Genomic DNA, 15,353 nt, shown 5'->3' on the forward strand with positions numbered 1-15,353 from the left:
GCGCTAGAATGCCCGCATGCACGACGCCGTTACCCGACCGACTCCCCCTTCCGATGCCACTGCCTGGCCGCGCCGCCAGACCCATGCCGTCCAGATCGGCGGGGTCACCGTTGGCGGTGGCAAGCCGGTGGTGGTGCAGTCGATGACCAACACCGATACCTCCGACGTCGCCTCCAGCGTGAAGCAGGTGGCCGAGTTGTGGCGCGCCGGCTCGGAAATGGTCCGCCTGACCGTCAACACCGTCGAAGCGGCCGCGGCGATCCCGCGCATCGTCGACAAGCTGGCGATGATGGGCATCGACGTACCGCTGATCGGTGACTTCCACTACAACGGCCACCAGCTGCTGACCGCCGAACCGGCGTGTGCCGAAGCGCTGGCCAAGTACCGCATCAATCCGGGCAACGTCGGCTTCGGCAAGAAGAAGGACCTGCAGTTCGCGCAGCTGATCGAGTTCGCGATCCGCTACAACAAGCCGGTGCGCATCGGCGCCAACTGGGGTTCGCTGGACCAGGCGCTGGCGGCCAAGCTGATGGACGAGAACAACCTGCGCGAGCAGCCCTGGGATGCTGGCCGCGTGCTGCGCGAGGCGCTGATCCGTTCGGCGCTGGATTCGGCCGAGCAGGCGGTGGAACTGGGCCTGCCGCGCGATCGCATCGTGCTGTCGGCCAAGGTCAGTGGCGTGCAGGAGCTGATCGCGGTCTATCGCGACCTGGCCCAGCGCTCTGATTTTGCCCTGCACCTGGGCCTGACCGAGGCCGGTATCGGCAGCAAGGGCATCGTCGCCTCGTCGGCGGCGCTGAGCGTGCTGCTGCAGGAAGGCATCGGTGACACCATCCGCATCTCGCTGACCCCGGAACCGGGCCAGTCGCGCACGCAGGAAGTGATCGTCGCCCAGGAACTGCTGCAGACCACCGGCCAGCGTGCCTTCACGCCGCTGGTCACGGCCTGCCCGGGCTGCGGGCGCACCACCTCCGAGTTCTTCCAGGAACTGGCCAAGGTGGTGCAGAACCACGTGCGCGAGAAGATGCCGCTGTGGAAGATCCACCACCCGGGCGCAGAGAACATGACCCTGGCGGTGATGGGCTGCATCGTCAACGGGCCGGGTGAGTCGCGGCACGCCAACATCGGCATATCGCTGCCGGGTACCGGTGAAACGCCGGCGGCCCCGGTGTTCGTCGATGGCGAGAAGAAGGTGACCCTGCGTGGCGACAACATCGCCCAGGAGTTCGTCGCCCTGATCGACGATTACGTCGAACACACGTATGTCCGAAGCGCCGGATAAGCCTGCGATCCTCGCCGCACCGGAGTCCGCCTCCGGTTTCCGCCACTGGATGGCGCGCAACGCCTGGCGTCTGGTGCTGCTGTTCGGCGGCCTGCTGCTGCCGTTGGCCGGGTTCGTCGCGCTGGCCGACGAAGTGCACGAATTTGAATCGTTCCATTTCGATGCGCCGCTGCTTTGGCAGATGCATGGCCTGCATTCGCCGCTGCTGGACCGCTTCTTCGTGCTCATCTCGAAACTGGGCTACGAGTGGTTCCTGATCCCGGCTGACGTGCTGATCATCGGCGTGCTGCTGGGCTACCGGCGCTGGCGCGAGGCCACCTTCGTGGCGGTCAGTTTCGTCGGTTCGGCGCTGCTGAACGTGGGCAGCAAGCACTTCTTCCAGCGGCAGCGGCCCAGCCTGTGGGAATCGATCGCGCCCGAATCGACGTTCAGCTTCCCCAGCGGCCACGCGATGGGCTCGATGACCCTGGCCGTAACCTTGGTACTGCTGGCCTGGAACACCCGCTGGCGCAGGCCAGTGCTGCTGCTGGCACCGTCGTTCAGCTTGCTGGTCAGCGTGTCGCGGGTCTATCTGGGGGTGCATTATCCCTCCGACATCCTGGCCGGATGGTGTGCCGCGCTGGTTTGGGTGGTAGGGTGCTATCTGGTCATGTTCAGTCGCCGTCATCCGTGGCGACGTCACGACTCGCCGCCAGCGACGGCCAGCGAAGCATCACCACAGGGGGGGTGACGTGGATGGCCCTTCGGGGACGTTTAACGTGATAGATGAATTGTTTCGTTGCAGCAGGTTCTGCAAGACAGGGGGCAAGCACAACGCGTGGTTATGTGATGCGCAAGGCAGAACGCCCGCGCCGCATGCCGGACGCGCTTGCAGGGTTCCGGCACCCTGCCTAGCTTGACCTGCAATGGCCGCAGTCGAAGAGGTACGTGAATGACGATTCGAGTCTACCTGGTGGATGACCACGCACTGGTCCGCACCGGGATGAAGATGATTCTGTCGGGAGAAACCGACATCGAGGTGGTGGGCGAAGCCGAGACCGGCGAGGATGCGCTGCGCGACGTCCGCCAGCTGCTGCCGGATGTCGTGCTGTGCGACCTGCACCTGCCGGGCGTCAGTGGCATGGAAGTTACCGAGCGCATTGTCCGCAGCCACCGCAACACCCGCGTGGTGATCGTGTCGGTGCTGGAAGACGGGCCGCTGCCGAAGCGGCTGCTCGAAGCCGGCGCCGCCGGTTACATCGGCAAGGGCTGCGATGCGCAGGAGCTGCTGCGCGCGGTGCGCGACGTTGCCGGCGGTCGTCGTTACCTGGGCACCAGCATCGCGCAGAACCTGGCGCTGTCGACGGTGGAAGGCAATGGTTCGCCATTCGACAGCCTGTCGCCGCGGGAACTGGAGGTGGCGCTGCTGCTGACCCAGGGCCTGCGCCAGGAAGACATCGCGCGGCGCCTGAGCCTGAGTGCGAAGACGGTGAACACGCACAAGGCGCGGTTGTTCGAGAAGATGGGAATCCACGACAACATCGCGCTGGCACGCATGGCCAGCCAGTACGGGCTGGTGGATCCGGCGCGGCCGCTGTAGGGGATTCGGCCAACGGCTGAGCCCCTCGCGGTGTGCGGCAGGATTCGTGTGGTTGGCCCTGCGGAGGCATTGCGCAGGGGGCGCCGTGAATCCATCCCTGGAGGCTCGGGCGCGCCATCCATGACGCTTACGCCCCTGCGCAATCCCTCCGCAGGGCCACGGACAGTTTCCGTGCGCGTCCACCGCGGAATGAAGAACGAAGAGCAGGAGCGGGGCGCGCGCTGCGCGCGCTCTGGATGCTGGCCCTGTAGAGCCGAGCCCATGCTCGGCTGCTTTCCATTCCGCTGGCGTGGAGCCGAGCGTGGGCACGGCTCTACAGCTGCGTTGGGCTCAGTGACCGCGCACGCGCTTGATGATCTTCGCGGCGTCGGCGGCGCTGGCGCGCACCTTGTCCCATTGGCCGTCGGCGATCCAGTTGCCCGGCACCATCCATGAACCACCGATGCAGACCACGTTCTTCTGCTCGAGGTATTCGGCGGCGGTGTTCTCGGTGATGCCACCGGTCGGGCACAGCTTGAGGTCAGCGACCGGACCGGCCAGGCCCTTGATCATCGCCAGCCCGCCTACGGCCGTGGCCGGGAACAGCTTGCATACGCGGAAGCCGCGCGCGTACAGAGACAGCAGCTCGGTCGGCGTGGCCGCACCCGGCACCACCGGCAGTGGCGCAGCCGCCAGCGCATCGGCCAGCGCCGCCGGCGTACCCGGGGTCACCAGGAAGTCCGCACCCGCGTCGATCGACTGCTGCATCTGCGCCACGGTCAGCACCGTGCCCGCACCCACCACCACATCCGGCAGCTCGCGCTTGAGCATTGCCAGCGCGTCCATCGCCACCGGCGTACGCAGCGTCAGCTCGATGGCCGGCAAGCCGCCTTCCAGCAGCGCCGCACTGACCGCCCGCGCCTGGTCCAGCGTATGAACCGTCACCACCGGCAGGATGCCGGCCGCATGCAACAGCTCCGCCGCCTTCACCTGATGTTGTTCGATACCCATAGCTCTGCTTCTGCCTTTTGCTTTCAAATTTGATTTTCAGTGATCACTTCGCGGCATTGATGCGCCGGAGAGTGTGATGCGACGGCCTGCCCTCCGCCGCCACCAGCAAACTCACCGGCGCGACAAATCCGCAACGCTCTTCAACCCTCAGGCGTCCTTCGCCTCATGCGGCGCCGCCGCCGCTGCCGCATCGTGCCCCAGCTCATACTCCGCGTCGTAGTCCCACGGCCCACCATCGGCTGCCGCAGGCCCGCACGAAATCGAAATCGCACCCTGGTCGGCCGGACCCACCACGCGACGGTTGATCGCGAACAGGTTACGACCCAGATCCTGTGCTGCCGGCGCGGTGTTGGGCGCCAGTGAACGGGCTGCCCATTCGGCCGCATCCACCAGCACTTCCAGCGTGCCAGCCTCGCCGTCGAGGCGGATCATGTCCCCCTCGCGGACCTTGGCAAGCGGACCACCACGGGCGGCTTCCGGGGTCACGTGGATCGCCGCCGGAATCTTGCCCGAAGCACCGGACAGGCGACCGTCGGTGACCAGCGCTACGCGCCGGCCCTGGTTCTGCAGCAGGCCCAGCAGGGGGGCCAGCGAATGCAGTTCCGGCATGCCGTTGGCACGGGGGCCCTGGTAGCGCACCACGGCCACGAAATCCTGCGGCAGCAGGCCGCCGGCGTGCAGCTTGTTCAACACCTGCGGCGCATCGACCACCACCGCCGGGGCCTCGATCGTGCGGTACTGCGGCTTCACCGCCGACAGTTTGATCAGCGACTTGCCGAGGTTGCCGCGCAGCAGGCGCAGGCCGCCCTGGTGCTCGAACGGGTTGTCGACACCGCGCACCACTTCGTCGTCGGCGCTGTGTTCCAGGCCGGGCAGGTAGACCAGCTGGCCGTCGCGCAGCTGCGGTTCGCGCGCGTAATCGGCCATGCCGCCGCGCGCCACGCTGACCAGGTCGCCGTGCATCAGGCCGGCCTTGATCAGCTCGCCGAACACGAGCGCCGGGCCACCCGCTGCAGCGAAACGGTTCACGTCGGCCTCGCCGTTCGGATAGACGCGGGCCAGCAGCGGGATCAGCTGCGACAGCTCGTCGAAGTCGTCCCACGTCAGCACGATGCCGGCGGCGCGCGCTACCGCGATCCAGTGGATGGTGTGGTTGGTCGAGCCGCCCGTAGCCATCAGTGCGATGACCGCGTTGATGATCGCGCGCTCATCGATGATCCGGCCCAGCGGGCGGAAGTCGTCGCCCAGTGCGGTGATGTCCAGTGCGCGTTCGGTGGCCTCGCGGGTCAGCGCATCGCGCAGCGGCGTGCCCGGATTGACGAACGAGGCGCCCGGCAGCTGCACGCCCATCGCTTCCAGCAGCACCTGGTTGGAATTGGCGGTGCCGTAGAAGGTGCAGGTGCCGGCGCCGTGATACGAGGCTGACTCGGCTTCCAGCAGCTCTTCGCGGGTGGCTTCGCCGGCGGCGTAACGCTCGCGCACTTCGGCCTTCTGCTTGTTCGGGATGCCCGGGGTCATCGGGCCGGCCGGCACGAACACGGCCGGCAGGTGGCCGAACGCCAGTGCACCGATCAGCAGGCCCGGCACGATCTTGTCGCACACACCAAGGTACACGGTGGTGTCGAACATATCGTGGCTGAGCCCGATGGCGGTGGCCTGAGCGATCACATCACGCGAGAACAGCGACAGTTCCATGCCGCCACGGCCCTGGGTGACGCCGTCGCACATCGCCGGCACCGCGCCGGCCACCTGTGCGGTGGCGCCGAGTTCGCGGGCGATCTCGCGGATCTGCTCGGGATAGGTCTCGAACGGCTGGTGCGCCGAGAGCATGTCGTTGTAGGCGGTGATGATGCCCAGGTTCGGCGTCACGCCGCCGCGCAGGCGGCTCTTGTCGGTGCCGCCACAGGCGGCGAAGCCATGGGCGAGGTTGCCGCAGCTCAGGCGGCTGCGGAACGGGCCGTCGCGCAGGGCGGCGTCTATCGCAGCCAGGTAGGCGGCGCGCGAGGCCGCGCTGCGGCGGATGACCCGTTCGGTGATGGCGTGCAGTTGCGGATGGAGGCTCATTGGCTACCGGCGTTCGTGGTGGCGAGAGGCAAGCGGCGGCAAGGCACCGCCGCCGACATCAATCAGCCCAGTGGACGCGCAGGCGCGCGCCATCCAGGTTGATCGCATTGAGGATCGGGTACTGCTGGGCATCGTTGCTGTCCAGCGCCTGGCGCAGCACCTGCAGTTTCTGCTTGCCGCGCAGCAGCAGCAGGCGCTGGCGGCACTGGCGCAGGCCGTGCGGAGTGAGGGTGATGCGCAGCGGCCACTGGTTTGCGCCCGGGCAGCCGGTGGCATCCAGCGCCGCATAGGGCAGGGTGCTTTCCAGCGCGCGGGCCAGGTCCTTCGAACCCGGGAACAGCGAAGCGGTGTGGCCGTCGTTGCCCATGCCCAGTGCGACAACGCTCGGCGGCTGGCTGTGCTGGGCCTGCAGATTGGCGGTGTAGACGCATTCCGGCAGCGGCTTGCCGATCCGCACCAGCGGGTCGAAGTGGGCGCCTTCGGCACGCTTGAGCAGGTGTTCGCGCACCAGCCAGGCGTTGCTGTCGCGATCCTGCGGCGACAGCCAGCGTTCGTCGGCCAGGCTCACTTCCACCCGGTCCCAGTGCACGTCCAGTTCGGCCAGCGCCTGGTAGACCGGTGCTGGCGTGGTGCCGCCCGACAGCAGGATGCGGGCGCGGCCCACTTCGTTGATGTCGTGGTTGAGGGTCTGCGCCATCTCGGCGGCCACTGCTTCGATCCAGCCATCGGCATCGCCGTGCGGGATGAACTCGATGCGGTCGTCGTGGAAGCTGGGGCTCATGCGGCAACTCCTGGTGCGTCACGTTCGGCGTCGGCGGCATAGGCAGCAGCGCCCAGCAGCCCGGCGTGGGGATGCATCACGGCCAGCGAGGGAACCCGCGCCATGATTGAAGAGAACCGGCCCTTGTGCTCGAAGCGCTGGCGGAACCCGGAGTGCTGCAGCGAATCGAGCATCTTCGGGGTCAGTCCGCCGGTCAGGAACACGCCGTCCCAGGCCCCTTGGGTCAGCACCAGGTCACCGGCGATGGCGCCAAACACTGCGCAGAACACATCCACGGTGCGCATCGCCTGCGGATCGCCGTGCAGGGCGCGCGCGGTCACGTCCACCGGCAGCAGCTGGCCCGGATCGATGCCGGCCATCTCGCAGATCGCGCGATGGATGTTGACCAGGCCCGGGCCACAGATCAGCCGCTCGTTGGAGACGCGACCGAACTGTTCGGAAAGGATCTCCAGGATGCGGATTTCCTCCGGCGTTCCCGGCGGGAAACTGACATGGCCGCCTTCGGTTTCCAGGGGATAGCAGCGGCCGTGGCGCAGGATCAGGCCGCCGACCCCGAGCCCGGTGCCCGGCCCGATCACCGCGTAGTTGCGCGGCTGGCCCGGCTTGCCCGGCACCCACGCCGCACCGCCTACCTGCACCACGTCATGGGGTTGCAGCAGCGAGATTGCCATCGCCTGCGCTGCGAAGTCGTTGATCAGGTGCAGCTCGTCGAAGCCAAGCATCGCCGCAGTGCGGCTGCGCGAGATCACCCACGGGTGGTTGGTGATGCGCGCCTCGTCGCCGTCGACACGGCCCGCCACCGCGAACACGCCACGGCCCGCGCTGGCACCGATCTGTTCGAGGTGATGGCGCGCCGCATCGCCCAGCGACGGGAATTCGGCCACCGCGTACTCGCGGATGCTGTCCTTCAGCAGCGGCGCGTCCAGCGAGGTATCGGCCAGTGCGAAACGGGCGTTGGTGCCACCGATGTCGGCAACCAGCACCGGCTGCGAGCCGACGCTCATGCCGATGCTCCGCTGTCCGGCGCATCCACGCCCTGTGGCAGGAACTCCGTTGCGTTGCTCGGGCCCCACTGGCCGGCAGGGTAGGGTTCCAGCGGCAGTTTGGCTTCCTTCCAGGCGTCGGCGACGCTGTCGATCCAAGCCCAGGCGGCGCGCACTTCGTCGTCGCGCACGAACAGCGTGTGGTTGCCGTTGAAGGCGTCCAGGAACAGGCGTTCGTAGGCGATGCGGCGATGCAGGCCGGTCGGCACCGACAGTTCCAGTTCCAGCGGATGCAGTTCCAGCGCGCCCCATTCCGGGCCGGCCAGGCTGCTCATCAGGCCCAGCTCGATGTTCTCCTGCGGCTGCAGCTGGAACACCAGGCGGTTCGGCGCGGCCTGCGCGCGCTGCGGGCGCTCGAACAGCCAATGGGTGACCGGCTTCAGCGTGACCACCACGCGGGTGGTGCGCTCGGGCAGGCGCTTGCCGGTGACCAGGTGGAACGGCACGCCGCTCCAGCGCCAATTGTCGATGTGCGCAGTGACACCGGCGAAGGTTTCCACGTCGCTGCCTTCCGGCGGCTGGTAGGCCTGCGCCGGCTGGCCGTTGATGGTGCCGGCAGTGTAGCGGCCGCGGATGCTGTCACGCGCGGCGTGCCTGGCATCGAGCGGGCGCAGCGCGCGCAGCACCTTGACCTTCTCGTCGCGGATGCGGTCGGCTTCCAGCGAGGCCGGCGGCTCCATGGCCACCATGCACAGCAGCTGCAGGATATGGCTCTGCACCATGTCGCGCAGCGCACCGGAACGGGCGTAGTAGGCGTCGCGGCCATCCACGCCTTCGCTCTCGGCCACCAGGATGTGCACCGATTCGATGTAGTTGCGGTTCCATACCGCTTCCAGCAGCGTGTTGCCGAAGCGCAGCGCGATCAGGTTCTGCACCGCCGCCTTGCCCAGGTAGTGGTCGAGGCGGAACACGCGGTCCTCGTCGATCCACTGGCCGATGGTGGAGATGATCTCCTCGGCGCTTTCGCTGTCGCTGCCGATCGGCTTTTCCAGCATCAGGCGCGCCGGCGCGGCGAGGGCGCCACCCTTGGCCAGGCCTTCGCAGGTGGAGATGTACAGGCCCGGCGGGATGGCCAGGTAGCTGACGCACTTGCGGTGCACCAGGTCAGCGACCGCAGCGGCCACCGAGTCGACATCGCGCAGGTCGACCGAACGGTAGTCGATGCGGCGCAGCAGGCCGGCGATGTCGTCCTGTGAGGCCATCGGCATGGCCTGCTGCAGGCGCGGACGCAGGATGTCGTGGAAGGCTTCGGTGTCATGCCCGGACAGGGCCAGCGCACGGATGCGGAAGTCCTCCGGCAGCAGGCCGTCGCCGAGTAGGCGAAGCAGCGAAGGGAACAGGTAGCGCTGGGCCAGATCACCTGTGGCACCGAACAGGAAGAGGGTGTCGTGCATCGCTCGAGTTTCAGATCCGGGTGACATCGTTGTCAATCGCTTCATGGCTGGGTTCGGGGGACATCCGCGCAACTGCCTGTCCGAGCTTCGTCGGGGGCGTTCTACCGGGCACCGGGAGACCGTTCCATTCGAAACCACTGCCCCGGCGGAAGCTTCGTTCCACCGCCGACGCAGATCGGTGCGCACCGATCATCGGATAGTGCCACGTGAAAACGTTTACATGGCAGAATGGGCAACTGTATTCGATTGCAGTGCTCGCCGTCATGCGGCAAGCGCGCAATCATCACTGCCATCGGGAGGGCCGAGGCAGTCCCAAAAGACAGCCCGGCTTCGGGCGGACCGGATAGGTGATATGGCAAAAGTGCAGTTGCAGGGTGTGCGCAAGGTCTATGACAACGGCCAGGTCGCGGTGAAGGACGCCACCTTCGAGGTGGCCGATGGCGAGCTGATGGTGCTGGTCGGCCCGTCCGGCTGTGGCAAGTCGACCCTGCTGCGGATGGTGGCCGGACTTGAAGAGATCAGCGGCGGCACGCTGAGCATCGGCGACCGCGTGGTCAACGACGTGGCGCCGAAGGACCGTGACATTGCCATGGTGTTCCAGAGCTATGCGCTGTACCCGCACATGACCGTTGCCGAGAACCTGGCCTTCGGCCTGAAGCTGCGCGGCCACGACAAGGCGACCATCGACAAGCGCATCGCCGAGGCGGCGCAGACGCTGGGCCTGACCGAGATGATGGACAAGCTGCCGAAGGCGATGTCCGGTGGCCAGCGCCAGCGCGTGGCACTGGGCCGTGCGCTGGTGCGCGAGCCGGCGGTGTTCCTGCTCGACGAGCCGTTGTCCAACCTCGATGCCAAGCTGCGCCACAGCGTGCGCACCGAGATCGCGCAGCTGCACCGCAAGCTGGGCACCACCATGATCTACGTGACCCATGACCAGGTCGAAGCGATGACCCTGGGCCAGCGCATCGTGGTGCTCAAGGACGGCGTCATCCAGCAGATCGATACGCCGATGGCGCTGTACGACCGCCCGGCCAACCTGTTCGTGGCCGGTTTCCTCGGCAGCCCGGCGATGAACGTGCTGCGCGGCACGCTGCAGGGCGATGCCGGTGGTGTGACCGTCGTGGATGGGCAGTGGCGCGCGCCGCTGGGCCAGGCCACGATCGACCCGGCCTGGCTGCAGAAGCCGATCGCGGTGGGCGTGCGCCCTGAGCATCTGCAGCCGGCGGCCGCCGACGATGCGCATGCGTTCAGCGCACGCATCGAAGGCATCGAGCCGGTCGGCAACGAAATCTTCGTCAACCTCAGCAGTGGCCAGCATGCGCTGACCATGCGCGTGGCGCCGCAGGCGTTGCCGGCAGTGGGCGAGGACATCCGCGTAGCGATCCACCCCCAGGGCCTGCACTTCTTCAACGCAGAAACCGGCGAGCGCCTCTGACCCTGTAGAGCCGAGCCCACGCTCGGCTGCAGTTCAGGAGATGCCGAGCATGGGCTCGGCTTTGCAGAAGGCGGGTTCAGCAGGTCCACGCCATGCGTGGATGAACACCTCTGGATTCAGCGCGCCAACCCGTCCAGCAGCGGCACACGCTGCGCCACGGCGCCAGCCACCTGCAGCTCGGCGTCGCCAGCCTCCAGCGGCAACACCGCCAACGCCAGCTCACCGGCCACGCTGGCAATCGTGCCCAGCACTGCGCCGTCCTGCTGCACGCCATCACCGGCCTGTGCCGGCGCTGCGGTCTGCAGCAGCTGCACCGCGCGCTTGGCTTTGCCGAGGAAGTGGGTGCGGGCGACGATCTCCTGGCCCGGATAGCAGCCCTTCTTCACGCTGTAGCCGTTCAGGCGATCCAGCCCCAGCTGCTGCGGGGTCCACACTTCGCGCTGGCTCTGCTCAAGCCGTGGCAGGCCGTAGCGCAGGTCGGCCTGGCGCCAGGCCAGGGCGAAAGCGGCCTCATCGGTTTCGCTGCCAGCGGCAAAGGCATCAGCGGCGCCAATGCGCAGGGTGCGCGGCAGGGCATCGCTGCCCAGGTCCAGTTCCCACCCATCACCTGCGGCCTGCGCGATCGCGGCGCCGCTGGCAGCCTCCGGCGCAGTGAACGCTCCGGCCACGGCCAGGTCGCTGCGAACCTGCACCTTCACCTTGCGGCGGAACACGAAGCGCTGCAGTTGCGACGCAATCGCATCGGCATCGCCGTCGGCCAGCACCAGCATCACATGGTCCTCGGCCAGCCGAAGCAGCTGGAACACTGCCAGTGTGCGGCCCTTGGCGCTCAACCAGGCGCTCCACTGCCAGTGCAGCAGGGGCAGTGCGGTGGCGTCGCTGCTGAACTGGGCATGGGCGAAAACGGCCGCATCCACGCCCTGCAGGCTCAGCAGCTGGTGGCCGGGCAGGCGCGGATATCCGACGAAAGCAGGGGGCAGGTTGTCAGGCACGTGAACGAGGTCTAAAATTTGTGCGTTGCGAGACCGAACATGATAGGCCAAACAACCCCCACTCCCGACGACGAATCTGAAGCCCCGCTGGTCCCCGCGGCACCCGTGCCCGTGGAGCAGGAAAAAGCAGAGGAATTCGGCGGCCGCGGCGGACTTGATCCGGTGCGGTATGGCGATTGGGAGAAAAACGGACGCTGCATCGATTTCTGATCAGCATTGAGCCAACGCGGCCGTGTGCCGCCCAGCCGAGACAACGAGCCCAGCGAATGGCGACCAGACAACGCCCACTTTCCCCGCACCTTCAGGTGTATCGCTGGCAGATTCAGATGGCCACCTCGATCCTGCATCGAGCCACTGGCGTCTTTCTGTCTGTTGGTGCCCTCATCATCGCTGCCGGCCTGCTGGCCCTGATGATGGGGCCCGAGTCCTGGAACTGCTTCACCGGCCATGCCGGGGCCTGGTATGGCCGCGTGTTCCTGTTCGCGTGGACATGGTCGTTCGCCTATCACCTGTGCAATGGCATCCGCCATGTGGTGCAGGACTTCGCCATCGGCTTCAGCATCCCCGCCTTCATCCGCAGCAGCTGGCTGTCGGTCACCGGCAGCCTGGTGATCACCCTGCTGGTGTGGGCCTATGTGATGTTCGGAGGTGCCGCGTGAGCAAGTTCCGTACCCCGCTGAAGAACGTGCGCGGCCTTGGCTCGGCCAAGACCGGCACCGAGCACTTCGTGCACCAGCGCCTGACCGCTGCCGCGCTGGTGGTGCTGGGCATCTGGTTCCTGGTCTTCGTGCTGAGCCTGCTGGGCTCGGACTACGCGACCGCCGCCGCCGCCGTGGCCAAGCCGTGGAATGCAGTGCCGCTGATCGGCCTGCTGATCGCAATGTTCTGGCACGCGCAGCTCGGCATGCAGGTTGTGCTGGAAGACTACATCCACGAATCGCTGCTGGCCCTGGTGCTGCAGACCGCGGTGAAGTTCGTCGCCGTGCTCGGCATGATCGTCAGTGTGTTTGCGGTGGGCCGCATCGCCCTCGGCGTTGCCTGAGCCCAGGCACCAACACAGGAATCCAGATTAGATGTCCGCTTACAAGATCACCGAACACAAGTACGACATGGTCGTGGTCGGCGCCGGCGGCGCCGGCCTGCGCGCCACGTTCGGCCTGGCCGCCAAGGGCCTGCAGACCGTGTGCCTGACCAAGGTCTTCCCGACCCGTTCGCACACCGTTGCCGCCCAGGGCGGTATCTCGGCCGCACTCGGCAACATGGGCGAGGACGACTGGCGTTACCACTTCTTCGACACCATCAAGGGGTCGGACTGGCTGGGCGACCAGGACGCCATCGAATACATGTGCCGTGAGGCCATCCCGGCCATCATCGAGCTCGAACACTACGGCGTGCCGTTCTCGCGCACCGCTGAAGGCAAGATCTACCAGCGCCCGTTCGGTGGCATGACCACCAAGTACGGCGAAGGCCCGGCGGCGCAGCGTACCTGCGCGGCGGCCGACCGTACCGGTCACGCGATGCTGCACACCCTGTACCAGCAGTCGCTGAAGCACGACGCGCGCTTCATGATCGAGTACTTCGCGCTCGACCTGATTTTCGACGATGAAGGCGCCTGCCGCGGTGTGCTGGCCCTGGACATGTCCGACGGCACCCTGCACCTGTTCCGCGCCCAGGGCGTGGTGCTGGCCACCGGCGGCTACGGCCGCGCCTACTTCAGCGCCACCTCGGCGCACACCTGCACCGGCGACGGTGGCGGCCTGGCCATGCGTGCCGGCATCGCCATGCAGGACATGGAGTTCGTGCAGTTCCACCCGACCGGCATCTACGGCGCCGGCTGCCTGATCACCGAGGGGGTCCGCGGTGAAGGTGGCATCCTGCGCAACAGCAGCGGCGAGCGCTTCATGGAGCGCTACGCGCCGCATTACAAGGACCTGGCCTCGCGCGACGTGGTCAGCCGTTCGATGACCATCGAGATCCGCGAAGGCCGCGGCGTCGGCGAGCACAAGGACCACATCCTGCTCGACCTGACCCACCTCGGCCCGGGCGTGATCGACGACAAGCTGCCGGGCATCGCTGAAAGCGCCCGCATCTTCGCCGGCGTCGACGTGCACAAGCAGCCGATTCCGGTCATCCCGACCGTGCACTACAACATGGGTGGCATCCCGACCAACTACCACGGCGAAGTGGTGCAGAAGGTCGGCGACAACGACAATGCCGTAGTGCCGGGCCTGTACGCCATCGGCGAAGCGGCCTGCGTGTCCGTGCACGGCGCCAATCGCCTGGGCTCGAACTCGCTGCTGGACCTGGTGGTGTTCGGTCGTGCGGTGGCCAACCGCTGCGCCGAGACCATCAAGCCGGGCGCGTCGCACAAGCCGCTGCCGGCCGATGCCTGCGACAAGGCGCTGGGCCTGCTGGACAAGCTGCGCCACGCCAACGGCGACACCCCGACCTCGGTCATCCGCGATCGCATGCAGCGCACCATGCAGGCCGACGCCGCCGTCTTCCGCACCAGCCAGACGCTGAAGGAAGGCTGCGAGAAGATGGACAAGATCTTCGACTCGTTCCAGGACGTGAAGGTCTCCGACCGTTCGCTGGTCTGGAACTCGGACCTGATCGAGACCTACGAGCTGAACAACCTGCTGCTCAACGCGGTGGCGACGATCAACTCGGCCGAACAGCGCAAGGAAAGCCGCGGCGCGCATGCGCACGAGGACTATCCGGACCGCGACGACGTCAACTGGCAGAAGCACACCCTGGTCAGCGTCGACGAGAAGGGCAAGTGCAGCTTCGACTACCGTCCGGTGCACATGTACACGTTGACCGACGACGTGTCCGTGGTGCCGCCGAAGCCGCGCGTGTACTGATCCGACCCCGCCTACCATGCAATCCGCGCCCGAGGGCGCGGGCCGCCTGAGCCAACGAGAGCAGCCATGGCCGAGTTTTCACTCCCCAAGAATTCCAAGATCACGAAGGGCAAGCACTTCCCCGTCAAGAGCGGCGGCAAGAACGTGCGCACCTTCAAGATCTACCGCTGGAGTCCGGACGACGACAGCAACCCGCGCACCGATACCTATGAAGTCGATCTGGACGCCTGCGGCCCGATGGTCCTGGACGCCCTGATCAAGATCAAGAACGAGATCGACCCGACCCTCACCTTCCGCCGCTCCTGCCGCGAAGGTATCTGTGGTTCGTGCGCGATGAACATCGACGGCACCAACACCCTGGCCTGCACCCGGGCCATCTCGGACTGCGGCAAGAAGGAAGTGCCGATCTATCCGCTGCCGCACATGAACGTGGTCAAGGATCTGGTTCCGGACCTGACCCACTTCTACGCGCAGTACGCGTCGATCAAGCCGTGGATCCGCACCCAGACCCCGGCACCGCCGGACCGCGAGCGCCTGCAGTCGCCGGAAGACCGCAAGAAGCTGGACGGCCTGTACGAGTGCATCCTGTGCGCCTGCTGCTCGACCTCGTGCCCCAGCTATTGGTGGAACAGCGACAAGTTCCTGGGCCCGGCGATCCTGCTCCAGGCCTATCGCTGGCTGGCCGACAGTCGCGACGAGATGACCGGCGAGCGTCTGGACGAGCTGGAGGATCCCTTCCGCCTGTATCGTTGCCACACGATCATGAACTGCGCCAACGTGTGCCCCAAGGGGCTGAACCCCGCCAAGGCGATCGCCGAGATCAAGAAGATGGAAGTCGAGCGGATCATCTGATCCGGTGTCACTACCGTTCGGTTCGAGCAGCTTCGAGCGAAGTCGAGAAGCGTCCGTCGAGAACTTCGTCGTTCGAG

At 66.9% G+C, this 15,353-nt stretch carries 15 protein-coding genes; 9 read left to right on the plus strand and 6 right to left on the minus strand.

Features of this window, described 5'->3' with window-relative positions:
- Window positions 1-16 precede the first annotated feature (16 nt).
- From ispG to QZ853_RS04655, 3 genes are all read left to right on the plus strand, one after another.
- Window positions 17-1,282: a flavodoxin-dependent (E)-4-hydroxy-3-methylbut-2-enyl-diphosphate synthase gene (ispG, locus tag QZ853_RS04645; RefSeq protein WP_099554248.1), complete on the plus strand. Its 1,266-nt coding sequence runs from the start codon at window positions 17-19 to the stop codon at window positions 1,280-1,282.
- Window positions 1,263-2,012, plus strand: coding sequence for a phosphatase PAP2 family protein (locus QZ853_RS04650; protein WP_295571091.1), 750 nt, complete (start codon window positions 1,263-1,265; stop codon window positions 2,010-2,012). Before ispG ends, QZ853_RS04650 begins: the two co-directional genes overlap by 20 nt.
- A 201-nt stretch (window positions 2,013-2,213) precedes the next feature.
- Window positions 2,214-2,861, plus strand: coding sequence for a response regulator (locus tag QZ853_RS04655; protein WP_109814981.1), 648 nt, complete (start codon window positions 2,214-2,216; stop codon window positions 2,859-2,861).
- A gap of 330 nt (window positions 2,862-3,191) precedes the next feature.
- Here the strand turns inward: QZ853_RS04655 and eda are convergent, their stop codons facing one another.
- From eda to zwf, 5 genes are all read right to left on the minus strand, one after another.
- On the minus strand, window positions 3,192-3,851 hold the full coding sequence (eda, locus tag QZ853_RS04660; RefSeq protein WP_295571093.1) for a bifunctional 4-hydroxy-2-oxoglutarate aldolase/2-dehydro-3-deoxy-phosphogluconate aldolase: 660 nt from the start codon (window positions 3,849-3,851) through the stop codon (window positions 3,192-3,194).
- 147 nt (window positions 3,852-3,998) lie between these two features.
- Entirely contained in the window at window positions 3,999-5,915 is a 1,917-nt protein-coding gene (edd, locus tag QZ853_RS04665; RefSeq protein WP_295571095.1) for a phosphogluconate dehydratase, read from the minus strand.
- A 58-nt stretch (window positions 5,916-5,973) separates the two neighbouring features.
- Window positions 5,974-6,696 carry a 6-phosphogluconolactonase gene (pgl, locus tag QZ853_RS04670; RefSeq protein ID WP_295571097.1) on the minus strand — a complete coding sequence of 241 codons (723 nt, stop codon included), beginning with the start codon at window positions 6,694-6,696 and terminating at the stop codon, window positions 5,974-5,976.
- Window positions 6,693-7,700: a glucokinase gene (gene glk / locus QZ853_RS04675; protein ID WP_295571098.1), complete on the minus strand. Its 1,008-nt coding sequence runs from the start codon at window positions 7,698-7,700 to the stop codon at window positions 6,693-6,695. Before glk ends, pgl begins: the two co-directional genes overlap by 4 nt.
- Complete coding sequence (zwf, locus tag QZ853_RS04680; protein WP_345777876.1) at window positions 7,697-9,133, minus strand: glucose-6-phosphate dehydrogenase; 1,437 nt, start codon at window positions 9,131-9,133, stop codon at window positions 7,697-7,699. The genes glk and zwf overlap by 4 nt, the downstream gene beginning before the upstream one ends.
- A 352-nt stretch (window positions 9,134-9,485) precedes the next feature.
- Here zwf and ugpC point away from each other — a divergent pair, with 352 nt between their 5' ends.
- The gene (gene ugpC / locus QZ853_RS04685) at window positions 9,486-10,568 is read left to right on the plus strand and encodes a sn-glycerol-3-phosphate ABC transporter ATP-binding protein UgpC (RefSeq protein WP_295571102.1); all 1,083 of its coding nucleotides are present in this window, start codon (window positions 9,486-9,488) and stop codon (window positions 10,566-10,568) included.
- Between the two features lie 116 nt (window positions 10,569-10,684).
- Here ugpC and QZ853_RS04690 read toward each other — a convergent pair whose 3' ends face one another.
- On the minus strand, window positions 10,685-11,560 hold the full coding sequence (locus QZ853_RS04690) for a folate-binding protein (RefSeq protein WP_295571104.1): 876 nt from the start codon (window positions 11,558-11,560) through the stop codon (window positions 10,685-10,687).
- Between the two features lie 39 nt (window positions 11,561-11,599).
- Here QZ853_RS04690 and QZ853_RS04695 point away from each other — a divergent pair, with 39 nt between their 5' ends.
- The 5 genes from QZ853_RS04695 to QZ853_RS04715 all read left to right on the plus strand — a co-directional run bounded on the left by QZ853_RS04695 (window position 11,600) and on the right by QZ853_RS04715 (window position 15,276).
- Window positions 11,600-11,770 (plus strand): DUF1674 domain-containing protein, encoded by a 171-nt coding sequence (locus tag QZ853_RS04695; RefSeq protein ID WP_005409075.1) that lies wholly within the window; start codon window positions 11,600-11,602, stop codon window positions 11,768-11,770.
- A gap of 56 nt (window positions 11,771-11,826) precedes the next feature.
- The gene (gene sdhC, locus QZ853_RS04700; protein WP_005409076.1) at window positions 11,827-12,219 is read left to right on the plus strand and encodes a succinate dehydrogenase, cytochrome b556 subunit; all 393 of its coding nucleotides are present in this window, start codon (window positions 11,827-11,829) and stop codon (window positions 12,217-12,219) included.
- Window positions 12,216-12,602, plus strand: a complete 387-nt coding sequence (gene sdhD / locus QZ853_RS04705; protein ID WP_154263180.1) for a succinate dehydrogenase, hydrophobic membrane anchor protein — start codon at window positions 12,216-12,218, stop codon at window positions 12,600-12,602. Before sdhC ends, sdhD begins: the two co-directional genes overlap by 4 nt.
- 31 nt (window positions 12,603-12,633) lie before the next feature.
- Window positions 12,634-14,424, plus strand: coding sequence for a succinate dehydrogenase flavoprotein subunit (sdhA, locus tag QZ853_RS04710; RefSeq protein WP_295571109.1), 1,791 nt, complete (start codon window positions 12,634-12,636; stop codon window positions 14,422-14,424).
- Window positions 14,425-14,490: 66 nt separating this feature from the next.
- Window positions 14,491-15,276, plus strand: a complete 786-nt coding sequence (locus QZ853_RS04715; protein WP_295571112.1) for a succinate dehydrogenase iron-sulfur subunit — start codon at window positions 14,491-14,493, stop codon at window positions 15,274-15,276.
- Window positions 15,277-15,353: the final 77 nt, after the last annotated feature.

It is taken from the genome of uncultured Stenotrophomonas sp. (assembly GCF_913778665.1).
GTDB lineage: Bacteria > Pseudomonadota > Gammaproteobacteria > Xanthomonadales > Xanthomonadaceae > Stenotrophomonas.

Excerpts from the sequence above, each read along its gene's own strand:
- ispG (WP_099554248.1), top strand. The coding sequence starts at position 17 with ATGCACGACGCCGTTACCCGACCGACTCCCCCTTCCGATGCCACTGCC.
- QZ853_RS04650 (WP_295571091.1), top strand. The coding sequence starts at position 1,263 with ATGTCCGAAGCGCCGGATAAGCCTGCGATCCTCGCCGCACCGGAGTCC.
- QZ853_RS04655 (WP_109814981.1), top strand. The coding sequence starts at position 2,214 with ATGACGATTCGAGTCTACCTGGTGGATGACCACGCACTGGTCCGCACC.
- eda (WP_295571093.1), bottom strand. The coding sequence starts at position 3,851 with ATGGGTATCGAACAACATCAGGTGAAGGCGGCGGAGCTGTTGCATGCG.
- edd (WP_295571095.1), bottom strand. The coding sequence starts at position 5,915 with ATGAGCCTCCATCCGCAACTGCACGCCATCACCGAACGGGTCATCCGC.
- pgl (WP_295571097.1), bottom strand. The coding sequence starts at position 6,696 with ATGAGCCCCAGCTTCCACGACGACCGCATCGAGTTCATCCCGCACGGC.
- glk (WP_295571098.1), bottom strand. The coding sequence starts at position 7,700 with ATGAGCGTCGGCTCGCAGCCGGTGCTGGTTGCCGACATCGGTGGCACC.
- zwf (WP_345777876.1), bottom strand. The coding sequence starts at position 9,133 with ATGCACGACACCCTCTTCCTGTTCGGTGCCACAGGTGATCTGGCCCAG.
- ugpC (WP_295571102.1), top strand. The coding sequence starts at position 9,486 with ATGGCAAAAGTGCAGTTGCAGGGTGTGCGCAAGGTCTATGACAACGGC.
- QZ853_RS04695 (WP_005409075.1), top strand. The coding sequence starts at position 11,600 with ATGATAGGCCAAACAACCCCCACTCCCGACGACGAATCTGAAGCCCCG.
- sdhC (WP_005409076.1), top strand. The coding sequence starts at position 11,827 with ATGGCGACCAGACAACGCCCACTTTCCCCGCACCTTCAGGTGTATCGC.
- sdhA (WP_295571109.1), top strand. The coding sequence starts at position 12,634 with ATGTCCGCTTACAAGATCACCGAACACAAGTACGACATGGTCGTGGTC.
- QZ853_RS04715 (WP_295571112.1), top strand. The coding sequence starts at position 14,491 with ATGGCCGAGTTTTCACTCCCCAAGAATTCCAAGATCACGAAGGGCAAG.